General features: G+C 62.8%; 18 protein-coding genes and 4 tRNA genes. 7 read left to right on the forward strand and 15 right to left on the reverse strand.

All coding sequences use genetic code 11. The annotated features are described in order from the left end of the window. Window positions 1-32 precede the first annotated feature (32 nt). From ACP7B7_RS20960 to ACP7B7_RS20990, 7 genes are all read left to right on the forward strand, one after another. Window positions 33-108: transfer RNA gene (locus ACP7B7_RS20960), tRNA-Val, on the forward strand. Window positions 109-162: 54 nt separating this feature from the next. Next, a tRNA-Asp gene (locus ACP7B7_RS20965) sits at window positions 163-239 on the forward strand. Window positions 240-423: 184 nt separating this feature from the next. Beyond that, a tRNA-Val gene (locus ACP7B7_RS20970) sits at window positions 424-499 on the forward strand. A 55-nt stretch (window positions 500-554) separates the two neighbouring features. Next, a tRNA-Asp gene (locus ACP7B7_RS20975) sits at window positions 555-631 on the forward strand. A gap of 165 nt (window positions 632-796) precedes the next feature. Then, window positions 797-1,837: a hypothetical protein gene (locus tag ACP7B7_RS20980; RefSeq protein ID WP_308923020.1), complete on the forward strand. Its 1,041-nt coding sequence runs from the start codon at window positions 797-799 to the stop codon at window positions 1,835-1,837. Further along, the gene (locus ACP7B7_RS20985) at window positions 1,828-2,454 is read left to right on the forward strand and encodes an ATP-binding cassette domain-containing protein (protein WP_308923021.1); all 627 of its coding nucleotides are present in this window, start codon (window positions 1,828-1,830) and stop codon (window positions 2,452-2,454) included. The genes ACP7B7_RS20980 and ACP7B7_RS20985 overlap by 10 nt, the downstream gene beginning before the upstream one ends. 120 nt (window positions 2,455-2,574) lie before the next feature. Next, window positions 2,575-2,892 carry a CzcE family metal-binding protein gene (locus ACP7B7_RS20990; protein ID WP_308923022.1) on the forward strand — a complete coding sequence of 106 codons (318 nt, stop codon included), beginning with the start codon at window positions 2,575-2,577 and terminating at the stop codon, window positions 2,890-2,892. Window positions 2,893-2,965: 73 nt separating this feature from the next. Here the strand turns inward: ACP7B7_RS20990 and ahpF are convergent, their stop codons facing one another. From ahpF to ACP7B7_RS21065, 15 genes are all read right to left on the reverse strand, one after another. Then, the gene (ahpF, locus tag ACP7B7_RS20995) at window positions 2,966-4,561 is read right to left on the reverse strand and encodes an alkyl hydroperoxide reductase subunit F (protein ID WP_426077956.1); all 1,596 of its coding nucleotides are present in this window, start codon (window positions 4,559-4,561) and stop codon (window positions 2,966-2,968) included. Between the two features lie 98 nt (window positions 4,562-4,659). Then, a complete protein-coding gene (gene ahpC / locus ACP7B7_RS21000; protein WP_308923024.1) occupies window positions 4,660-5,223 on the reverse strand; it encodes an alkyl hydroperoxide reductase subunit C in 564 nt (187 codons plus the stop codon). Window positions 5,224-5,379: 156 nt separating this feature from the next. Next, entirely contained in the window at window positions 5,380-5,790 is a 411-nt protein-coding gene (locus tag ACP7B7_RS21005; protein WP_308923025.1) for a DUF3597 domain-containing protein, read from the reverse strand. 196 nt (window positions 5,791-5,986) lie between these two features. Continuing rightward, complete coding sequence (gene rbsD, locus ACP7B7_RS21010) at window positions 5,987-6,379, reverse strand: D-ribose pyranase (RefSeq protein ID WP_426077957.1); 393 nt, start codon at window positions 6,377-6,379, stop codon at window positions 5,987-5,989. An 8-nt stretch (window positions 6,380-6,387) separates the two neighbouring features. Next, window positions 6,388-7,299: a ribokinase gene (gene rbsK / locus ACP7B7_RS21015; protein ID WP_426077958.1), complete on the reverse strand. Its 912-nt coding sequence runs from the start codon at window positions 7,297-7,299 to the stop codon at window positions 6,388-6,390. Next, on the reverse strand, window positions 7,296-8,336 hold the full coding sequence (locus ACP7B7_RS21020; RefSeq protein WP_426077959.1) for a LacI family DNA-binding transcriptional regulator: 1,041 nt from the start codon (window positions 8,334-8,336) through the stop codon (window positions 7,296-7,298). Before ACP7B7_RS21020 ends, rbsK begins: the two co-directional genes overlap by 4 nt. A 9-nt stretch (window positions 8,337-8,345) precedes the next feature. After that, the gene (locus ACP7B7_RS21025; protein ID WP_308923029.1) at window positions 8,346-9,317 is read right to left on the reverse strand and encodes an ABC transporter permease; all 972 of its coding nucleotides are present in this window, start codon (window positions 9,315-9,317) and stop codon (window positions 8,346-8,348) included. Between the two features lie 19 nt (window positions 9,318-9,336). Then, the gene (locus ACP7B7_RS21030) at window positions 9,337-10,890 is read right to left on the reverse strand and encodes a sugar ABC transporter ATP-binding protein (protein ID WP_426077960.1); all 1,554 of its coding nucleotides are present in this window, start codon (window positions 10,888-10,890) and stop codon (window positions 9,337-9,339) included. A gap of 74 nt (window positions 10,891-10,964) precedes the next feature. Continuing rightward, the gene (locus tag ACP7B7_RS21035) at window positions 10,965-11,924 is read right to left on the reverse strand and encodes a sugar ABC transporter substrate-binding protein (protein WP_426077961.1); all 960 of its coding nucleotides are present in this window, start codon (window positions 11,922-11,924) and stop codon (window positions 10,965-10,967) included. 208 nt (window positions 11,925-12,132) lie between these two features. Further along, entirely contained in the window at window positions 12,133-14,388 is a 2,256-nt protein-coding gene (locus ACP7B7_RS21040) for a YgiQ family radical SAM protein (protein ID WP_426077965.1), read from the reverse strand. A 223-nt stretch (window positions 14,389-14,611) separates the two neighbouring features. After that, entirely contained in the window at window positions 14,612-14,896 is a 285-nt protein-coding gene (locus ACP7B7_RS21045) for a DUF4404 family protein (protein ID WP_308923035.1), read from the reverse strand. Window positions 14,897-14,907: 11 nt separating this feature from the next. Then, on the reverse strand, window positions 14,908-15,120 hold the full coding sequence (locus tag ACP7B7_RS21050; protein WP_308923036.1) for a VF530 family protein: 213 nt from the start codon (window positions 15,118-15,120) through the stop codon (window positions 14,908-14,910). 113 nt (window positions 15,121-15,233) lie between these two features. Then, a complete protein-coding gene (locus tag ACP7B7_RS21055) occupies window positions 15,234-17,387 on the reverse strand; it encodes a M3 family metallopeptidase (protein ID WP_426077962.1) in 2,154 nt (717 codons plus the stop codon). A gap of 181 nt (window positions 17,388-17,568) precedes the next feature. After that, entirely contained in the window at window positions 17,569-19,719 is a 2,151-nt protein-coding gene (locus ACP7B7_RS21060; protein ID WP_426077963.1) for a M3 family metallopeptidase, read from the reverse strand. 130 nt (window positions 19,720-19,849) lie between these two features. Further along, a complete protein-coding gene (locus ACP7B7_RS21065; RefSeq protein WP_308925831.1) occupies window positions 19,850-20,065 on the reverse strand; it encodes a SlyX family protein in 216 nt (71 codons plus the stop codon). Window positions 20,066-20,222 lie beyond the last annotated feature (157 nt).

Below are 20,222 nucleotides of genomic sequence, written 5' to 3' on the forward strand. Positions count from 1 at the left end.
GTCGGGATGGTTTTCTGAGACAAGCAAGCTTTGGGTGCTTAGCTCAGTTGGTAGAGCGGCGCCCTTACAAGGCGTAGGTCGGGAGTTCGAGCCTCTCAGCACCCACCAAATCAGAAAACTGTCCAGTGCTTCATGGATCAGCAACACAGATCATACGAGCTTGGAGTGGTAGTTCAGTTGGTTAGAATACCGGCCTGTCACGTCGGGGGTCGCGGGTTCGAGTCCCGTCCGCTCCGCCAATAAAAGAAAAGCCCTTTGGTTCTCTGAACCGAAGGGCTTTTCCCATTTCCGCGCCAGAAAATCATCCCCATTTATTGCCTGAAAAAATTTTGCATTTTTAGTTGCACAAGCGGGAATCTGCCCTCTATAATAGTGCCTCTTCCAGACGTGGTGACAAACGTCGGGATAGTTTTCTGGGTATGCGGGTGCTTAGCTCAGTTGGTAGAGCGGCGCCCTTACAAGGCGTAGGTCGGGAGTTCGAGCCTCTCAGCACCCACCAAAATCAGAAAACTGTCCAGTGCTTCATGGATCAGCAACACAGATCATACGAGCTTGGAGTGGTAGTTCAGTTGGTTAGAATACCGGCCTGTCACGTCGGGGGTCGCGGGTTCGAGTCCCGTCCGCTCCGCCAATAAAAGAAAAGCCCTTTGGTTCTCTGAACCGAAGGGCTTTTCCCATTTCAGCTCAGCAAATGCACTAGAATCAGCGCTGTCCCTCACTCCCCTCTGCCCGCATGCGCTTGCCCAGCAGCACACATCCCTATATTGCCCTGCGGCTGCGGCTGGCTCATCATGCTTTGCTGCAATTTGCCGCCAGCCTGGCCAGCTCCATGGAAATCGTCGTGTTCCTGGCCGGGCCCGTCTTGCTGGCGCTGCTGAGCGTCATCGCCCTGCCCGGCTTTCTTGCCTTGACCCTGCCCTGGCCCGCCGCGCTGGGCCTGCTGTGCGCGCAAAGCCTGCTCACTTGCCTGCCCGCCTGGCTGCTGCGCAAGCGGCTGCTACCCTCGCCTGTCGCCGCATGGCTGCGCCAGCTGCCCTTGCCGCGCCGCTTGCGCCGGCAAGCCGATATCGCCGTGGCCGGCCTGCTGATGCTGCCACTGGGCATCGCCTACGCCGTTTCGGCCGGCATCTGGCTGCTGCAGTCGCCGCCCTGGCTGCGCCCGATTGCCGCGTCCGGTATCGCCGCCACCATTTGCGCGTGGCTGCTGGCCTGGCTATTGTCGAGCTGCATCATGGCGCTGCGCCTGCGCGCGCCACGCCCGGCGCAAAAGGCGCACACGCCAACCATGACAGCCTATGTATATCGCCGCCCCCGCTGGCCGACCCTGTTCCTGTGGCGCCAGCTGTTCTGGCTGCCGTTCTGGCGCAACGAGAATGTGATTGGCGTCCAGCAAAGCGTGCTGCTGGCCGGCGCGCTCGCCAGCATGCTGGCCTGGCTGCTGCGCGTGCCGCTGGTGCCGGCGCCGCTACTCGGTTTGCTGGCCAGCGCCAGCCTGATCATTGTGACGGACCGTGGCGACAAGGCCGTGCGCGAGCAGATCGCCGTGCTGCGTCCATCACTGGACGCCTGGCCCGTGGCCAGCGGCGCCGTGCTCCGCCTGGCCTGCGCCGCCAGCCTGCTGCCCGCCCTTGCCGTGCTGCTGGGCGCCGCCATGTTGCTGTACTGCCTGGACCCCGCCACCCTGCTGCGCCGCGTCACCAGCGTGTATGCCATCACCGCCAGCCTGGCCCTGCTGGCCATCGTCGGCCTGACCCGCCTGACGGCGCGCGGGCGCGTCGTGCTGGTCGCCCTGTCCATCCTTGCCTTGAGCGCCATCGGAAGCGAATTATGGAATTGAAGCTGTCTTCTCCCGTGCTGCAGGTCGAGCAGCTCGATTTTCATTTCGCCACGCGCAGCGTGTTCCAGCACCGCGATCTGCAGTTCGGCCCCGGCATCACCTGGCTGCGCGGCGCCAACGGGGCCGGCAAAACCACTTTGTTAAAACTGGCGGGCGGCGCCCTGCTGCCCGCGCGGGGCCTCATTCGCCTGGACGAACTCGACAGCGCCAGCATGCCGCTGGCCTACCGCGCCCAGGCGTTCTATTGCGGTGGCGACGCGCCCGCCCTGCCCTGGCTGCAAGTACACGAATGGCTCGACCTGCACCTGGCCCTGTATCCGGGCAGCGACCAGGCCCTGCTGAACGCCGAACTGGAGGCCTTTGCCATGAGCCCGACCTTGCGGCAAAGCGTCACCGCGCTGTCGCTGGGCCAGCATAAAAAGCTGCAACTGGCGCTGGCACTGGCCTTGCCGGTGAAGCTGCTGCTGGTCGATGAACCGTTCAATGGCCTCGATGCCGATGCCATGGCGCATCTGCGCCAGCGCCTGGCCGAACCGGGCCGCCTGGCGCGCCAGTGCATCGTGCTGACCAGCCATCTGGCACCGCAATTGCCGCTGGCGGCGACCGTGCAATTGTGAAATACCGCTTTGCAGTTCAAGCCCAGCCGGCTTAGCATGCCGGCTGCGCCAGCCGGCGATCCCGGCGCGCTCCATCACAACACACGGCCCTTACCCGGGCCGGCACTTTCGGAGACCTGCATGTTTCACACCTCACGCGCCGCCCTTGCGCTCGCCTGCGCCCTCGCTTTTACCGCCGCCCAGGCGTCCAGCCCCAACGGCAGTCCGGCAGCCGAGTCCGACGCCGGCCGCACCATCGTCCTGCAGCCCGATACCCGCCACATCAATGTCACGCGCGGCGAAACCGTCACCATCGTCCGTGCCGGCCAGCGCTTCAGCTGGCATCTCGACACCGACAGCCACCTCACCGTGTTCGCGCTGGCCACCATCGCGCCGAAGGACATGCCGGTCGACGGCATCAAGGTGTATGTGGCTAGCAATCCCTTGCATGCAGGTTGACGCCTGAGTCAAATAGCCATGAAAAAACCGGAACGGCCTGGCGGCGGTTCCGGTTTTTTTTAAGCAAGACAGCTTACGCCGTCATGGCTTCCTGCGAGGCCGACTCTTCCACCACCTCGTCGTCACCCGAGCGGATCAGGTGGTCAAAGGCGGACAGGGCTGCCTTCGCGCCTTCGCCGGTGGCGATGATGATCTGCTTGTACGGCACCGTGGTGACGTCGCCGGCCGCAAACACGCCGGGGATCGAGGTCTGGCCACGGGCGTCCACTTCGATCTCGCCGTGGCGCGACAAGGCCAGCGTACCCTTCAGCCATTCGGTGTTCGGCACCAGGCCGATCTGCACGAACACGCCTTCCAGCTCCACCTTGTTCGACGCGCCGCTGCTGCGGTCCGTATAGCTGAGGCCATTGACGATCTTGCCGTCGCCGTGGATCTCGGTGGTTTGCGCCGAGGTGATCACGGTGACATTGGCCATGCTGTGCAGCTTGCGTTGCAGTACCGCATCGGCGCGCAGTTCCGCGCCGAACTCGATCAGGGTCACGTGTTTCACCAGGCCGGCCAGGTCGATCGCCGCTTCCACGCCCGAGTTGCCGCCGCCGATCACGGCCACGCGCTTGCCCTTGAACAGCGGGCCATCGCAGTGCGGGCAGTAGGCGACACCCTTGTTGCGGTATTCCTTCTCGCCCGGCACATTGATTTCGCGCCAGCGGGCACCGGTCGCCAGGATCACGGTCTTGGCTTTCAGCACCGCGCCACCGGCCGTTTCGATCTCGATCAATTTGCCCGGCGTCAGCTTGGCGGCGCGCTGGGTATTCATGATGTCGACGTCATAGGTCTTGACGTGCTGTTCCAGCGCCACGGCAAATTTCGGACCGTCGGTTTCCTTGATCGAAATAAAGTTCTCGATCGCCATGGTGTCGAGCACCTGGCCGCCGAAACGCTCGGCCAGTACGCCGGTATTGATGCCTTTGCGGGCGGCGTAGATCGCTGCCGCAGCGCCAGCGGGGCCGCCGCCGACGATCAGCACGTCGAACACGTCTTTCTTGCTCAGTGCTTCCGCCTGGCGGGCGCCGGCATTGGTGTCGAGCTTGGCGAGGATTTCCTCGACATTGGTGCGGCCCTGGCCGAAATGCTGGCCGTTCAGGAACATCATCGGCACGGCCATGATCTGGCGTGCTTCGACTTCTTTCGGGAAGACGCCACCGTCGATGGTGGTGACCTTGATGCGCGGGTTGATCACCGACATGGCATTCAAGGCCTGCACCACTTCCGGGCAGTTATGGCAGGACAGCGAAATAAAGGTTTCAAACTCGAAATCGCCGTCGAGGTTGCGGATCTGTTCGATCACCGCCTCGTCGAACTTGATGGTGTGGCCGCCCACTTGCAGCAGCGCCAGCACCAGCGAGGTAAATTCATGGCCCATCGGCACACCGGCGAAACGCACGCCGATATCGGTGCCGGCACGGTTGATGCTGAACGACGGGGCGCGTACACCGGCGTCAAGGCGCTCGACCAGCGTGATCTTGTCGCTCAACAGGACTATTTCCTGGAGCAATTCTTTCATCTCGCGGGCTTTTGCGCTGTCATCGAGAGAAGCGACCAGCTCAAGCGGATACACCACTTTTTCCAGGTAGGATTTCAGTTGGGTTTTGAGGGTTGCGTCTAACATGATTTTTTCTTCCTTTACAAATATTTAGGCGATTGCCGGACCGGACGCCCGGTCCGGCATCGCGGTAACTACTTGTGTGCTGCGTGCTGCATCAAGACTTAGATCTTGCCGACCAGGTCCAGCGATGGGGTCAGGGTTGCTGCGCCTTCGGTCCATTTGGCTGGGCACACTTCGCCTGGGTGGGAAGCCACGTATTGGGCGGCTTTGACTTTGCGCAGCAGTTCCGATGCGTCACGGCCGATGCCGTTGTCATGCACTTCCAGCACTTTGATGAAGCCGTCAGGATTGATGACGAAGGTACCGCGCAGTGCCAGGCCTTCTTCTTCGATCAGCACTTCAAAGTTGCGCGACAGGGTGGTGGTCGGGTCGCCGATCAGTGCGTATTGCACTTTCTTGATCGCGTCCGAGGTGTCATGCCATGCTTTGTGGGCGAAGTGGGTATCGGTCGAGATACCGTAGATGTCCACGCCCAGTTGCTGGAATGCGGCGTGATGGTCGGCCAGGTCTTCCAGTTCGGTTGGGCAAACGAAGGTGAAGTCGGCTGGGTAGAACACGAATACCGACCACTTGCCTTTCAGGGACTCTTCCGTCAGATCGACGAATTTGCCGTTGTGGTATGCGGTTGCCTTGAATGGTTTAACTTGGGTGTTGATGAGCGACATGGTCATTTCCTCTCGTGTGGTGAATCAGTAAGACCCTAGTGTAAAGGGTTTTAGTCCATATTCAAAATTGATTGTCACAATAGATTCAATTGGTTTTGGCTATCATGACGGTATGGGAACCCCATCATAGGCAGTTCCCATCGGATTGAACAGACCTCAGTTTTTCAGCGCGTCCGGCACCTTGCCGCCGTTTTCGGCCAGCTTGGTCATCACCTGGCGGTGCAGCCAGATGTTCATGCTGGCCGAGTCATTGGTGTCGCCCGTGAAATGCAATTCCTGCGCCAGTTCCTTGCGCGAGGCCAGGCTGCTGTCGAGTTGCAGGAGTTTCAGCAGGTCGACGATGGAGGTGCGCCAGTTGAGTTTTTCCGGATTCTTTTCAGCCAGGCTGGTCAGCACAGCTTCCACGTCGACCGGCTGCGCCGGCGCGGCCGGGGCGGCTGCGGGAGCCGGTGCTGCGGCTGGGGCCGGTGCGGCCGGCGCCGGAGCAGCTGGCGCTGCCGGGGCAGCAGGCTTGGCGGCGTCGCCATGATGAAAAATCTTGTTGTAGATATTGGTAAAAATGCCCATGTATGCACCTCTTTAGGTCAGTGGATGGAAGAATCGATGGAGAGCCAGCCGGACGAGTATAAGGGGGAACGGCAACGGGCCGCGTCCCGCTGGCCAGGTGTCAACTGGCGGCGGGAGGCGCGTGTTTCAAGGGGGGAGACGCCGCGGCAGGAATGGCGGCCGTGGTGCAGTCAGGAAGGCAGGACGGGGATGGCGTTCAGAAGACCACGCCAGCGACCAGGATCACATTCGCATACGGGCTGCATTCACCGGTGCGCACGATCGCACGCGCCCGTTTGCTCAGTTGCTTGAATTCTTCGTGCGACAGCTGGCGCGCGTCGGGCAGGCCCAGCGCGGTCACCTGTTCGGCGATGGCTGGATTGTGATGCGGCAATTCCGTGGCCAGGAAATGGTGCTCGACCTGCATTTCGCTGAGCACGGTAGTGACCGTGTCGATAAAGCCGGGAATGCCACGCGTCAGGGCCAGGTCGATCAGGGGCACGCCGGGCTGCGACGGCAGGCCGGCGTCGCCGATGACGACCATGTCGCCATGGCCCAGCGAGGCGACCAGTTGCGACAGGGCGATATTGAGCAGCGGTGATTTTTTCATGGTCTGGATTAAAACAGTTCGTGCAAATGGGGGATCGAGGTTTGCGCACCGGGCTTGGTGACGCTCCAGGCGGCCGCGCGCTGGCCTTGCGCGATCGCTTCGGCTTCGTCCAGGCCGGACGCCAGGCCGGCCACGAAGCCGCCGATAAAGGTGTCGCCGGCGGCGGTGGTGTCGACCGCCTGCACCGCTTGCGCAGGGAAATCATGGTCGCCGCCATACAGCGCCGCATGCACGCCCTTGGCACCCAGGGTGATGATGATGTTGTCGCTGCCCTGTTTCTGCAGCGCGGCGGCCAGCGCCTTGACGTCATTCGCATCGACCTCGGCGCCGGCCAGCATGGCCGCTTCGATTTCGTTCGGGATCAGATAGTCGACCAGCGCCAGCACGTCGGCCGGCACCTTGGCCGCCGGGGCCGGGTTCAGCACCACGGTCTTGCCCAGCGAGCGCGCCAGTTTAATCGCGTGCACCACGGTTTCCATCGGCACTTCCAGTTGCAGCACGACGATGTCGGACTGCTCGATCAGTTCCCTGGCCGCATCGATATGCGCCGGGCTCAGGCAGTCGTTGGCGCCGCCGGCCAGCACGATGCTGTTCTGGCCGTTGTCGTCCACCAGGATCGAGGCGATGCCGGACGCCACGCCCGGCACGGTCGTCACATGGCGGTCGATGATGCCGTCCGCCACCAGCGCGGCGCGCAGGGTAGCGCCGAATTCGTCGTCGCCGACGCAGGCCACCATCGCCACCTGCTGGCCACCGGCGGCAAGCTTGCCGCTCATGCGCGCGCAGGCGACGGCCTGGTTGGCGCCCTTGCCGCCAGGAATGGTACGGAAGGCGCCGCCCGTCAGGGTTTCGCCGGGAAGCGGCATGCGCGGCACGCGCAAGACCAGGTCCATATTAATGCTGCCGATAACCACGATCATGGTGTCATTCCCATCAGTTCAGTAAAAGGTGAAGTCAAAGTAAGGCCGCCGGACGAGCCGCGCACATGCAGCACCGGCGCCACGCTGCGCTGCTGGCGCGGCAGGTCGGGCTCGGCAATGCGCGCCAGCAGGCAGGCGGCCGTGATATGGCCCAGCTCGCGCGTATTTTGCGCCACGCTGGTCAAGGGTGGATGCACGAAGCTGGCGAGATCAATATCGTCAAAGCCCACCACGGCCAGCTGGCCCGGCACGGCGATGCCCAGTTCGGCGGCGGCGCGCAGGGCGCCAAACGCCATCAGATCATTGCAGCAAAACAGGGCGTCGGGGCGCTGGCCGGCGGGCAAGGCCAGCAGGGCCAAAGCGGCAGCATAGCCGCCGGCGCTGGTAAAGTCGCTGTGGCGGCACAGCAGATCATCGAAGGCCACGCCGGCGTCCTGCAGGGCGCCGCGCACGCCGTCGATGCGTTCATTCGAAATGCCGACCTCGCGCGGGCCAGCGATGCAGGCGATGCGGCGCCGTCCCAGGCCCAGCAGATGGCGCGCGGCCAGCAGGCCGCCGGCGCGGTTGTCGACCGCCACCGAATCGAGCGACAGGTCGCACGGTGCGCGGTCGAGCAGCACGGCCGGCACCTTCATTTTATGCAGCAATTCGCCGTCGCGGTCGGCCAGCGCGGACAGGATCAGGCCATCGCAGCGCTTGGTCAACAGCACGTTCAGGTACTCGCGCTGCTTGACCGGGTCGTCATCGGAATTGCACAGGATCACGCTGTAGCCGGCCGCATAGCAGCTGTCTTCGATGCCGCGCGCCACTTCCGAAAAATACGGATTGGTATTGTTAGGAATGATCAGGCCGATGGTGCCGGTGCTGCGGCACTTCAACGAGCGCGCCAGCGCGCTCGGCACGTAGTGCAGCTGCTCCACCGCCGCCAGCACCGCCGCGCGCGCCTCGTCGCTGACGGGGCGCGTGTTGTTGAGCACATGCGAGACGGTGGTAAACGACACCCCCGCCACCTGTGCCACCTGTTTGATGGTTGCCATGATGGACGCTTAGGCGCGTTCGCCGCGGCGGCGATAGGTGTCGAGCACCACGGCGGCGACGATCACCAGGCCCGTGACGATGCGTTTCACGGGTTCCGACACGCCCACCTGCGCCAGGCCCGCTTCCAGCACGGAAATGATCAGCACGCCGATAAAGGTGCTGATCACGGAGCCGCGGCCCCCCATCAGGCTGGTGCCGCCGATTACGACCGCCGCGATCACCTGCAGCTCCATGCCGACGCCGCCGTTCGGGTCGGCCGCTTCCAGGCGCGACACCTGGAACAGGGCGCCCACGCCGGCCAGCAAGCCCATCAGCGCAAACACCAGCACTTTCGATGGTTTCGGATTGATGCCCGACAGGCGCACCGCTTCTTCATTGGTACCGATGCCGATCCAGTGACGGCCCAGCACGGTGCGCGTCAGCACCAGGTGGCCGATGACCACGATGGCGATCGAGGCGATAAAGGCCGGCGACAGACCGAACACGATCGGCGAGCTGATGCCTTCCACGGCGCCGCCGATATATTCGGTGCGCGAATTGGTCACCTGGTACGCCAGGCCGCGCGCCATTTCCAGCACGCCCAGGGACACAATAAACGAGGGGATGCGCCAGCCGACCGAAATCAATCCGGTGATCGCGCCGCAAGTGGCGGCCACCAGCATGCCCAGCATGGCCGCGCTCCATACCGGCCAGCCCCAGTGCACCACCGCCAGCGACAAGACGGAGGCGGCCAGCGCCATGACGGAGCCGACCGACAGGTCGATGCCGCCGATAATCAGGATAAACGTCATGCCGACCGCCATCACCACCAGGGTCGGAATATTGTTCGACAGGGTGCTGAGGGTGGCCAGGGTAAAGAAGTTTTCGCTGGCAAACGAAAACAGCACGCACATGGCCACCAGCGCGCCGATCAGGCCGGCATAGTTTTTCAGGTCGGCCAGGCTGCGCTGCAGATACGAAGGAGAAGAAGGTGTTGTCATGGTAATCTTTCCGGCGGGGTCAAGCCGCAGCGGGGGTGGAAGGGGTGTTCATGTAGCCGGAGAAGGCGGCCGACAGCAGCGCATCCTGGCTCCAGGCGCCGCGCTCGAAGGTGTCGACAATCTTGCCGGCGCTCATCACGGCGATGCGGTCGCAGATCAGCATCAGCTCGCGCAGGTCGCTCGAGACGATGACCAGGCCCTTGCCCTGGCGTGCCTGTTCGGCCAGCACTTGATAGATGTCGAACTTGGCGCCGATATCGATGCCGCGCGTCGGCTCGTCAAACAGCATCACGGGACAGTCGCGGTACAGCCAGCGCGCGATCACCACTTTTTGCTGGTTGCCGCCCGACAGTTCGCCGACGGCCTGCTCGCAGTTGCGCGAACGCACGCCGAGCTGGCCGATATAGTCATTGGCGACCGTGGCTTCCGCCGCATGGTCCATCCAGCCGGCGCGGTTCACGGTATCCAATGAGGCCAGGGTGGTGTTGATGGCGATCGACTGGCGCAGCAGCAGGCCCTGGCCCTTGCGGTCTTCGGTGATCATGGCGATGCCGGCTTTGACGGCCGCCTGCGGCGAGCCGAGCACGGCCGGTGTTTCGCTGTCGCCGAGGAAGACCTGGCCGGCGTCGGCGCGGTCGGCGCCAAAGATCAGGCGCAGCAATTCCGTGCGGCCCGAGCCGATCAGGCCGGCGATACCGAGGATCTCGCCGGCGCGCAGGTCGAACGAGGTGGGGTGCACCACGTCGCCACGCGCCAGGCCGCGCACGCGCAGCAAGGGTGCGCCGATGGTACGGCCACTGAGGTCGATTTCATCGTCGGCCGAGCGGCCCACCATCAGGCCCACCAGGTCGGCGGCCGTATGGCCGGCGATATCGTCGTCGCACACCAGTTGGCCGTCGCGCAGCACGGCGATACGGTCGGCCACGCGCTTGAGTTCTTCCAGGCGGTGCGAAATATAGATGATGGCCACGCCTTCGGCTTTCAGGCGTTCGATTTGCAGGAACAGCAGTTCGACTTCGCGGTGCGTCAGCATGGCGGTCGGTTCATCGAGCACCAGCAGGCGGCAGGAGCCGATCAGGTTGCGCGCGATCTCGATCATCTGCTGGTGGCCGATGCCCAGCTCGCCCACCAGGGTCCACGGGTCGAGCGCGCCCAGGCCGACTTTTTCCATCTGCTCGCGCGCGTCGCGCTCGAGGCGGCCACGGTCGATCCAGCCGAAACGCTGCGGCAAGTTCTTCAGATACAGGTTTTCGGCGATCGACAGGGTCGGAATCAGATTGAGTTCCTGCATCACCATGCGGATGCCCAGCGCTTCGGCGGCGCCGCGCGAAGCAGGCTGATACGGTTTGCCGTCGAGCAGCATGGTGCCCGTGGTGGCTTGCTCCAGGCCGCAGACGATCTTCGACAGCGTGCTCTTGCCCGCGCCGTTTTCGCCCGTCAGCGCCAGCACCTGGCCGGGAATGAAACGCAGGGCCACGCCGCCCAGCACGGGGCCGACATAGGACTTGCCGATATTATCGAGCGTGAGCAAAGGAGTGGCGGCAGCGTGCGCCGCAAGAGTGTCGGTAGGCATGGAGGCTCCGCGTAAAAGGACAAACGGGGCCGCCGCTGTCAGGCGACAGCTGCGGCCCCGGCAGGATCAAACGATCAGGACTTGGCGCCCTTGGCGACCAGTTCCACCTTGGTTTCGATGGTGCCGCCCAGCTGGGCTTGCTTTTTCTTCTCGGCCAGCGCTTTCAGCACGGCTTCGATACCGAACACGGCTTGCTGCGAACCGAACTGGTCGGCGGTAGCCAGCACGCGGCCATCGGCCAGCATCGGCTTGATGGCGTTGATATTGTCGTAGCCCACCACCAGCACTTTACCGGTCTTGCCGGCGGCCTTGATGGCGGAGATGGCGCCGATGGCCATGTTGTCATTGCCGGCCAGGATGGCGGTAATGTTCGGGTTGGCGTTCAGCATGGCGGCGGCCACCGTGTTGGCAGGCGCGATTTCCCACTGGCCCGACTGCACGCTGACGACTTTCGCGCCGGCGGTGGCCATGGCGTCCTGGAAGCCCAGGGTACGCTGCTGCGCGTTGTAGGTGGTCGAGACGCCTTCGATGATGGCGACCTGGTCGCCCTTCTTGATCTGCTTGGCCAGGTAGTCGCCGACCAGCTTGGCGCCCTTGCGGTTGTCCGGGCCGACGAATGGCACCGAGATGCCTTTTTCTTTCAGGGCGGCGTCGTCGAGCTTGTTGTCGATATTGACCACCAGGATGCCCGCGTCGACGGCTTTCTTCAGCACCGGCACCAGCGCCTTCGAGTCGGCCGGTGCGATCACCAGGGCGTTCACGCGCGAGACGATCATCTGCTCGACCAGCTTGATCTGGCTCGAGGTGTCGGTTTCATCCTTGATGCCGTTCGACAGCAGGTCGTACTTGGCGGCATTGGCTTTCTGGTGCGCCTTGGCGCCGTTTTCCATGGTCAGGAAAAATTCGTTGGCGAGCGACTTCATCACCAGCGCGACCTTCGGTTTGGCCGCCGTCTGCGCCATCGCTGGCAGGGCAGGCAGGGCGCACACGAGGGCGGCGGCGGCGATCATTTTGAGGCGAATACGGGATGTCATGGCAGTCTCCAGGGTATGGTTGGGCAAGCACGTCTGAGCAATGCTTTTTTGTAAAACGCTTTGCGCAAACGTTTGCGCGAAGCGAAGTGTGCCTCAATGCCCTATCTCAGTGCAAGCGATTCTGTGTGTGCGGTGCAGCAAAAATGCCACTTCGCCATGAAAAAACCCGGCGCAAGGCCGGGTTTCAGGGATGACTGCAGAAACTTGCTTATCTGCGACCGCCCCGTGCCGGCGCGCCGCCCTTGGCCGGCGCCTTGCCGCGGCTGACCGGTGCGGCAACGGCAGGTTTGGCCTTGGTCTTGATGGTCGACAGAATCGATGGACGCACTTTTGATTCGGCCGCCGACGCTTTCGGCGCCGCTGCCGTGCCACCCAAGGCGATGCGGTTCTTGCCCGGCGTGACCTTGAACTTGTCGGGCGTGCCGGCGCCGTGCGTCTGGCGGCTGCGTTCGCCTGCGGCCAGGCCGCCCGACTCGGACGAGGTCCAGGCCGGGATCAGGTGCTTGTCGCCATTGCCGATCAGGTCGCCACGGCCCATGTTCACCAGCGCTTCGCGCAGGATAGGCCAGTTGGCCGGGTCCTGGTAGCGCAGGAACGCTTTATGAGTGCGGCGGATCTTGCCGCTGCGCGCCGTTTCCACGGTTTCCGAGTCGGCGGTCACCTTGCGCAAAGGATTCTTGCGCGTGTGATACATGGTGGTGGCCATCGCCATCGGCGTCGGCATGAAGGTCTGCACCTGGTCCAATTTGAAATTGTTTTTCTTCAGCCACAGCGCCAGGTTCAGCATGTCCACATCGGTGGTGCCCGGGTGCGCGGCGATAAAGTAGGGGATCAGGTACTGCTTCTTGCCCGCTTCCAGCGAGAAACGGTCGAACATTTCCTTGAATTCGTCGTAGGCACCGATGCCGGGCTTCATCATTTTCGACAAGGTGCCCTCTTCCGTGTGCTCGGGCGCGATCTTCAGCAGGCCGCCGACGTGGTGCGTGACCAGTTCCTTCACATACTCGGGCGAGCGCACGGCCAGGTCGTAGCGCAGGCCCGAGCTGATCAGTACTTTCTTGATGCCGGGAATCGCGCGTGCCTTGCGGTACAGGGAGATGAGCTTGCTGTGGTCGGTGCCCAGGTTGACGCAGATCGACGGGTAGACGCACGACAGGCGGCGGCACGACACTTCGATCTCTTTTTCCTTGCAGGCCAGGCGGTACATGTTCGCGGTCGGGCCACCCATATCGGAAATGGTGCCCGTAAACCCTTTGGTTTTATCGCGGATATGCTCGATTTCGCGCAGGATCGACGGTTCCGAACGGCTCTGGATGATGCGGCCTTCATGCTCGGTAATCGAGCAGAAGGTACAGCCGCCGAAGCAGCCGCGCATGATGTTGACGGAAAAGCGGATCATTTCCCAGGCCGGGATATGCGCCTTGCCATAGCTCGGATGCGGCGCGCGCGCGTAGTTCATGTCATACACGCCGTCCATCTCGTCCATCGCCAGCGGCAGCGGTGGCGGATTGAGCCACACGTCGCGTTCGCCATGCGCCTGCACCATGGCGCGCGCATTGCCCGGGTTCGATTCCAGGTGAAACACGCGCGAAGCGTGCGCATACATCACCGGGTCGTCCTTGACCACGTCATACGCGGGCAGGCGCACCACGGTCTTGTCGTGCTTTTCCTTGGCCATCGCCAGCCGCTCTTCGCGGCTCATGATGCGGATCGGCTTGATCACTTCGGCCGACTTCGAGGCATTTTCGGTGGCGCAGGCGGTCTTGTCTTCCTGCACCATTTCATACGGACTGTAGTGCGGATCGATCTTTCCCGGCACATCGACGCGGGTGGAATTGTGCACGCCCCAGTCGTCCCCCGGCAGCCAGCCGGCCGGTACCATGAAGGCGGTGCCGCGCAGGTCGCGGATATCCTTGATCGCTTCGCCGGCGGCCAGGCGGTGCGTCAGGTCGACCAGCGCGCGTTCGGCATTGCCGAAGATCAGCAAATCGGCCTTGGAATCGGGCAGCACGGAACGGCGGACCTTGTCCGACCAGTAATCGTAATGGGCGATGCGGCGCAGCGACGCTTCGATGCTGCCGATCACCACCGGCACGTCCGGGTATGCTTCGCGCGCGCGCTGGGCGTAGACGGTGACGGCGCGGTCCGGGCGTCTGTTCGGTTCGGCGTTGGCGGTATACGCGTCGTCGGAGCGGATCTTGCGGTCGGCCGTGTACTGGTTGACCATGGAATCCATATTGCCGGCGGTAACGCCGTAGTACAGGCGCGGCTTGCCGAGAATGCGGAAGGCGTCGGCCGACAGCCAGTCGGGCTGGCTGATGATGCCGACACGATAGCCTTGCGCTTCGAGCAGGCGGCCGACCAGGGCCATGCCGAAACTCGGATGGTCGATATAGGCGTCGCCGGTCACGAGAATGACGTCGCACTGGTCCCAGCCCAGCGCGTCCATCTCGGCGCGCGACATCGGCAGGAAAGGCGCTACGGCAGCGCGGGCAGACCGCTTGGGAACGGTCGCAAATAAATTGGTAGGGGAGCTCATTGGCCGGATTGTACCGGAATTGGCCATTTCAAACCTGACAGCCTGATTTTGACTGTTGGATTTTGGTGCAAAAAACGTTTATATTTCAATCACTTGGGGGCAATGCGCCCTGACGGGGCGCATTGCGATCGCGCAGCGACAGACCTTCTCAAATCCCCATATTGGCCAGGATCTCGCCCAGCTCACGCAGCGCCGGCTCCAGTTTCGGATGCTTGACGGCAAACTTGGCCGACAATTCCTGGCTACGCTCGGCCAGGCCGTAGGTGGTCGATTCCGGCTCTTCCTGCGCTTCCAGCGCGGCGCGCTTTTCCAGCAGCAGGTGAATGTCGCCATCGAGCTTTTGCAGCAAACCTTGCAACTCTTCATCGACGGGGCCGCTGGACTCCAGGTTGGACCGCAGCTGGTGTAACGATTCCTTGAGTTTGGTTTCCATGTTTTTTCCTGTCAGTCGGTAAATTGCGTGTCCAGGTACAGCTGTTCCACCTTGCTCCTGGCCCACGGGGTCTTGCGTAAAAACTTCAGGCTCGACTTGATGCTCGGCTCGCTGATAAAACAATTGATATCGATACGCTTGCCCAAACCATCCCAGCCGTAATGGGCTTGCAATCGCGTCACGATCGCTTCCAGGGTGACGCCATTCAAATCTTGCTGACTCATTGTTCTCTCTCGACTACATGTTTTGTGTCTATCACTATCTTACTCAATTCTACGCCGTCCGCACGTTACGCTTGCACTGCCCGGTCAAGAACAGCGCAAGCGGAGAACCACGCTTACTGGGTTTTCAGGCCACGGCGTTCCAGCAACGGCTCGACAGTGGCGTCGCGGCCACGGAAGTCGCGGAACAGCTGCAGCGCGTCGACGCTGCCGCCGCGCGACAGCAGCTTGGTACGGAACCAGTCGCCGTTCTTGCGCGTAAGGCCGCCGTTTTCCTTGAACCAGTTGACCGACTCGGCATCGAGTTTTTCCGACCACAGGTAGGCATAGTAGGCCGCCGAATAGCCGCCCGAGAAACTGTGCGAGAAATAGCTGGTGCGGTAGCGTGGCGGCACCGGCGCGTAGTCGACGCCGGCCTCTTTCAAGGACGCCGCTTCGAACGCCAGCACATCGGTCGGGATCTGGTTCGGCGCCAGCTGGTGCCAGCGCTGGTCGAGCAGGGCCGCCGACAGGTATTCGGTGGTCATGAAACCCTGGTTGAATTTCTTGGCCGCCATGACTTTGTCGAGCAATTCCTGCGGCATGGCCGCGCCGCTCTGGTAGTGCTTCGCATAGTTCTGCAGCACTTCCGGCCAGACGGCCCACATCTCGTTGACCTGCGACGGGTATTCGACAAAGTCGCTCGGCACGCTGGTGCCCGAGAAACGCGGATACTTCACGTTCGAGAACATGCCGTGCAGCGCATGGCCGAATTCGTGGAACATGGTGGTCACTTCGTCGAACGTCAGCAGGGTCGGCTGGCCGGCCGGCGGCTTCGGAATATTGAGCTGGTTCGCCACCACCGGATGGGTGCCCATCAGGCTTGATTGCGACACATATTCATTCATCCAGGCGCCGCCATGCTTGTTGCCGCGCGCATAGAAGTCGGCGATAAACAGCGCCAGCTGCTTGCCGTTGGCGTCGATCACGTCATACACGCGCACGTCCGGGTTATACACCGGCAAGTCTTTACGTTCCTTGAAGCTGATGCCGTACAACTTGTTGGCGGCAAAAAACACGCCGTTGTTCAGCACGCTATTGAGTTCCAGGTAAGGCTTCAGCTGGTTCTCGTCGAAATTGAAACGTTGATTACGCAGCTTGTCGGTATAGATGGCCCAGTCGGCGGCCGCCACGGTAAAACCGCCTTTCTCCGCGTCGACCACACCCTGCAGATCGGCCGCTTCGCGGCACGCATTGGCCACGGCCGGTTTGGCCAGTTCCGACAGCAGGGTGTTGACGGCGGTGGTGGTTTTCGCCGTCTGGTCTTCCAGCGAATACGCCGCGTAGTTCGGGTAGCCCAGCAGGGTGGCGCGTTCGGCGCGCAGCTTGGCCAGCTTCAGCACGATGGCGCGGTTGTCGAATTCGCCGCCCTGGCTGCCGCGGTTCAGCGACGCATCCATCAGGCGCTGGCGCGTGGCGCGGTTGGTGAGTACCGCCAGCGCCGGCTGGCCGCTGGTGTTGACCAGGGCGATGACGAACTTGCCGTCCAGACCGCGCTCCTTGGCGGCGGCGGCGGCCGTGTCGATATCGCTGTCGGTCATGCCGGCCAGTTCCTCGCGCGTGTTCACCACCAGGCCCTTGGCGTTGGTTTCCTTCAAGACGTTCTGCGCGAAGGCCGTTTCCAGGCCGGCCTGCTCGGCATTGAAGGCTTTCAGCTTGTCCTTGTCGGCGTCGGACAGCTTGGCGCCGGCGCGCACGAAATCGGTGTGGTAGCGGTCCAGCAGGCGCAGCGATTCGGCGTCCAGACCCAGCTGGTCGCGCTTGGCATAGAGAGTGTCGATGCGGGTAAACAGTTTCGGATTGAGGCTGATGGCGTCCGCGTGGGCGGCCAGCTTCGGCGACACATCCACCTCCACCGCTTCGAGCACCGCGTTGGTATTGGTCGAGGTCATGTTGCTGAAAATGCTCTGCACGCGGTGCAGCAGCTGGCCCGTACGCTCGAGCGCCACGATGGTGTTTTCAAACGTCGGCGCCTGGCGGTTATTGGCGATCGCATTGACTTCGGCCAGCTGGCGCTTCATGCCTTCGGCAAACGCCGGCGCGTAATGCGCGTCCTTGATCAGGCCGAACTGCGGCATCTGGAACGGCAGCGGGCTGGCCTTGAGCAGCGGATTTTGCGCGCTGACGGCGGCAGCGGGCGCGGCTTTCGTGGCAGCGGCGGCCATGGCTTGCGGAGCGGCGTGGGCCAGCATGACGCTGGCGGCGATGACGAGCAGTTGTGGACGGATCATGACATCTTTCAAAGTGCAGGGAAGAACCGCGACCATGTCGCGGACCAGTGGCAAATGATAGCAGGGCGATCCGCCAGCGTGGCGGCGCGGGCCGAATGCGCGGTTTACCACGGCGCCGGTTTTGATACCCCAAATAAAAAATGGCCGCCAGTCCATGGCGGCCATTTTTAGCTTAGCGAGCTTATTTGCCCGTCAGGCCGCGGCGTTCCAGCAGCGGCTCGATTTTCGCATCGCGGCCGCGGAAGTCGCGGAACAGTTGCAGCGCATCGGCGCTGCCGCCGCGCGACAGCAGCTTGGCGCGGAACCAGTCGCCGTTCTTGCGCGTCAGGCCGCCGTTTTCCTTGAACCATTCGACCGTGTCGGCGTCGAGCTTTTCCGACCACAGGTAGGCGTAGTAGCCGGCCGAATAGCCGCCCGCAAACGCGTGCGAGAAATACGTGGTGCGGTAGCGTGGCGGCGCCGGCGCAAAATCGATGCCCGCGTCCGTCAGGGCGGCTTTTTCAAACGCCAGCACGTCGGTCGGGATCTGGGCCGGAGTCAGCTGGTGCCAGCGCTGGTCGAGCAGGGCCGAGGCCAGGTATTCGGTGGTTTTATAGCCCTGGTTGAAATTGTCGGCCGCCGTCACCTTCGCCAGCAGCTCGGCGGGAATCGCCACGCCCGTCTGGTAGTGCTTGGCGTAGTTCTGCAGCACTTCCGGCCACAGCGCCCACATTTCATTGACCTGCGACGGGTATTCGACGAAGTCGCGCGGCACGCTGGTGCCCGAGAAGCGCGGGTATTTCACGTTCGAGAACATGCCGTGCAGCGCATGGCCGAATTCGTGGAACATGGTGGTCACTTCGTCGAACGTCATCAGGGTCGGCTGGCCCGCTTCCGGCTTCGGAATATTCAGGTTGTTGGCGATCACCGGCTGGTTGCCCAGCAGGGTCGACTGGCTGACATAGGCATTGGCCCAGGCGCCGCCGCGCTTGTTGCTGCGCGCATAAGGATCGAGCGTGAAGATGGCCAGTTGCTTGCCGTCCTCATTGAACACGTCGAACACCAGCATGTCGGCGTTGTACACCGGCAGGTCGGTACGCTGCTTGAAGGAGAGGCCGTACAGCTTGCCGGCGGCAAAGAATACGCCTTTGGTCAACACGCTGTTCATCTCGAAATACGGCTTCAACTGGTTCTGGTCGAAGTTGTAGCGTTCGGCACGCACCTTGTCGCTGTAATAGGCCCAGTCGCTGGCGGCGACCTTGAAGCCGCCTTTGCCGGCATCGATCACCTTCTGGATATCGTCCGCTTCGCGGCGCGCGTTGACGACGGCCGGTTTCGCCAGTTCGCCCAGCAGCGCGTTGACGGCGGTGGTGGTCTTGGCGGTCTGGTCTTCCAGCGAATAGGCCGCGTAGTTCGGGTAGCCCATCAGGGCCGCACGCTCGGCGCGCAGCTTGGCCAGGTCCAGCACCACTTGCCGGTTGTCGAACTCGCCGCCATGGCTGCCGCGCGCCTGCGAGGCCGCCATGATGCGTTCGCGCACGGCGCGATTCGTCAGCTGCGACAGCGGCGCCTGGCCGGTGGTGTTAACCAGCGCGATCACATACTTGCCGTCCAGCCCGCGCTTCTTGGCCAGGCCGGCGGCCACTTCGATCGCGGCCGGCGACAGGCCGTCGAGCTCTTCGCGCGTATCGACAACGACCGCCGAAGCGTTCAATTCCTTCAGCACATTTTGCGCAAAGGTGGTCGACAGGGCTGCCAGCTGGCCGTTGTAGGTCTTCAGCTTGTCCTTGTCGGCAGCCGACAGCTTGGCGCCGGCGCGCACGAAGTCCGTATTGTAGCGCTCCAGCAAGCGTGTCGATTCGGCATCGAGACCCAGCTTGTCGCGCTTGGCGTACAAGGCGCTGATGCGCTGGTACAGCTTGCCGTTGAGCATGATCGCGTCGCTATGGGCCGCCATTTTTGGCGCCAGCTCGCGTTCCAGTCCCTGGATCGTCTCATTGGTGTTCGAACCCGACATCACCGAAAACACGGTGCGCACACGGCCCAGCAGCTGGCCCGCGCGTTCCATGGCCACGATGGTGTTGTCGAAGGTGGCCGCTTTCGGATTGTTGGCGATTGCATTGATCTCCGCCAGGTGCGCCGCCATGCCTGCCGTAAAGGCGGGCGCGTAATCGGCGTCCTGCACCTTGTCGAAGGCGGGGTAATGGAAAGGCAGGGTGCTGGCTTGCGCAAACGGATTGCTGGCAGGCAGGGCAACCGCGGCGGTAGCGGCGGCTGGCGCCTTGGTCGCGGCAAAAGCGGCTGGCGCCAGCATCAGGCTGGCGGCGATGACGAGCAGTGTTGGACGGGTCATGACATCTTTCAAAGAACGCAAGAGAACCGCGATTGTGTCGCGGACCAGCCTGAAATAATAACAGCCGGACATACTTGCGTCACCCGCAACAACCGCAGGTATCACGCACCGCAGTAATGATCGGTAGCGATCAGTAGTGCGGCGGGCGCTCGTTGACCTGGCCACCATTGGCCTGCTGCGCGCCGTCGCGCACGTGCTCGCCCAGCTTGTGCAGCATCGCTTCGAGCTGGTCGATGCGGCGCCCCTGCTGGTACACCATCTGGTTCAGCGACTCGACCAGGTCCTCCTGCTGCGCCAGCTTGATCTCGATATCGACGAAACGATTTTCCATCTGTTCATTGTCCATAGTGCTCACGGTGATTCCTGGCATCAAACGCGCATTTTACTCTCCCGGCAAAGCGATCCACCGCAAACCGGCTGCCATCTCAGGGCGATTGCATGAAGCATCAGTGCTTGGTGTGGCCGTAGGTCGAAAATATTGCTTGTAAACGCATTGAGAAAGG

The organism is Janthinobacterium sp. PSPC3-1 (genome assembly GCF_049896105.1).
GTDB lineage: Bacteria > Pseudomonadota > Gammaproteobacteria > Burkholderiales > Burkholderiaceae_D > Janthinobacterium.

Excerpts from the sequence above, each read along its gene's own strand:
- ACP7B7_RS21055 (WP_426077962.1), bottom strand. The coding sequence starts at position 17,387 with ATGATCCGTCCACAACTGCTCGTCATCGCCGCCAGCGTCATGCTGGCC.
- ACP7B7_RS20985 (WP_308923021.1), top strand. The coding sequence starts at position 1,828 with ATGGAATTGAAGCTGTCTTCTCCCGTGCTGCAGGTCGAGCAGCTCGAT.
- rbsD (WP_426077957.1), bottom strand. The coding sequence starts at position 6,379 with ATGAAAAAATCACCGCTGCTCAATATCGCCCTGTCGCAACTGGTCGCC.
- ACP7B7_RS20990 (WP_308923022.1), top strand. The coding sequence starts at position 2,575 with ATGTTTCACACCTCACGCGCCGCCCTTGCGCTCGCCTGCGCCCTCGCT.
- ACP7B7_RS21060 (WP_426077963.1), bottom strand. The coding sequence starts at position 19,719 with ATGACCCGTCCAACACTGCTCGTCATCGCCGCCAGCCTGATGCTGGCG.
- ahpF (WP_426077956.1), bottom strand. The coding sequence starts at position 4,561 with ATGTTAGACGCAACCCTCAAAACCCAACTGAAATCCTACCTGGAAAAA.
- ACP7B7_RS21050 (WP_308923036.1), bottom strand. The coding sequence starts at position 15,120 with ATGAGTCAGCAAGATTTGAATGGCGTCACCCTGGAAGCGATCGTGACG.
- ACP7B7_RS21030 (WP_426077960.1), bottom strand. The coding sequence starts at position 10,890 with ATGCCTACCGACACTCTTGCGGCGCACGCTGCCGCCACTCCTTTGCTC.
- ACP7B7_RS21005 (WP_308923025.1), bottom strand. The coding sequence starts at position 5,790 with ATGGGCATTTTTACCAATATCTACAACAAGATTTTTCATCATGGCGAC.
- ACP7B7_RS21020 (WP_426077959.1), bottom strand. The coding sequence starts at position 8,336 with ATGGCAACCATCAAACAGGTGGCACAGGTGGCGGGGGTGTCGTTTACC.
- ACP7B7_RS21035 (WP_426077961.1), bottom strand. The coding sequence starts at position 11,924 with ATGACATCCCGTATTCGCCTCAAAATGATCGCCGCCGCCGCCCTCGTG.
- ACP7B7_RS21040 (WP_426077965.1), bottom strand. The coding sequence starts at position 14,388 with ATGTCGCGCGCCGAGATGGACGCGCTGGGCTGGGACCAGTGCGACGTC.
- ACP7B7_RS21065 (WP_308925831.1), bottom strand. The coding sequence starts at position 20,065 with ATGGACAATGAACAGATGGAAAATCGTTTCGTCGATATCGAGATCAAG.
- ACP7B7_RS21045 (WP_308923035.1), bottom strand. The coding sequence starts at position 14,896 with ATGGAAACCAAACTCAAGGAATCGTTACACCAGCTGCGGTCCAACCTG.
- ACP7B7_RS21025 (WP_308923029.1), bottom strand. The coding sequence starts at position 9,317 with ATGACAACACCTTCTTCTCCTTCGTATCTGCAGCGCAGCCTGGCCGAC.
- rbsK (WP_426077958.1), bottom strand. The coding sequence starts at position 7,299 with ATGATCGTGGTTATCGGCAGCATTAATATGGACCTGGTCTTGCGCGTG.
- ahpC (WP_308923024.1), bottom strand. The coding sequence starts at position 5,223 with ATGTCGCTCATCAACACCCAAGTTAAACCATTCAAGGCAACCGCATAC.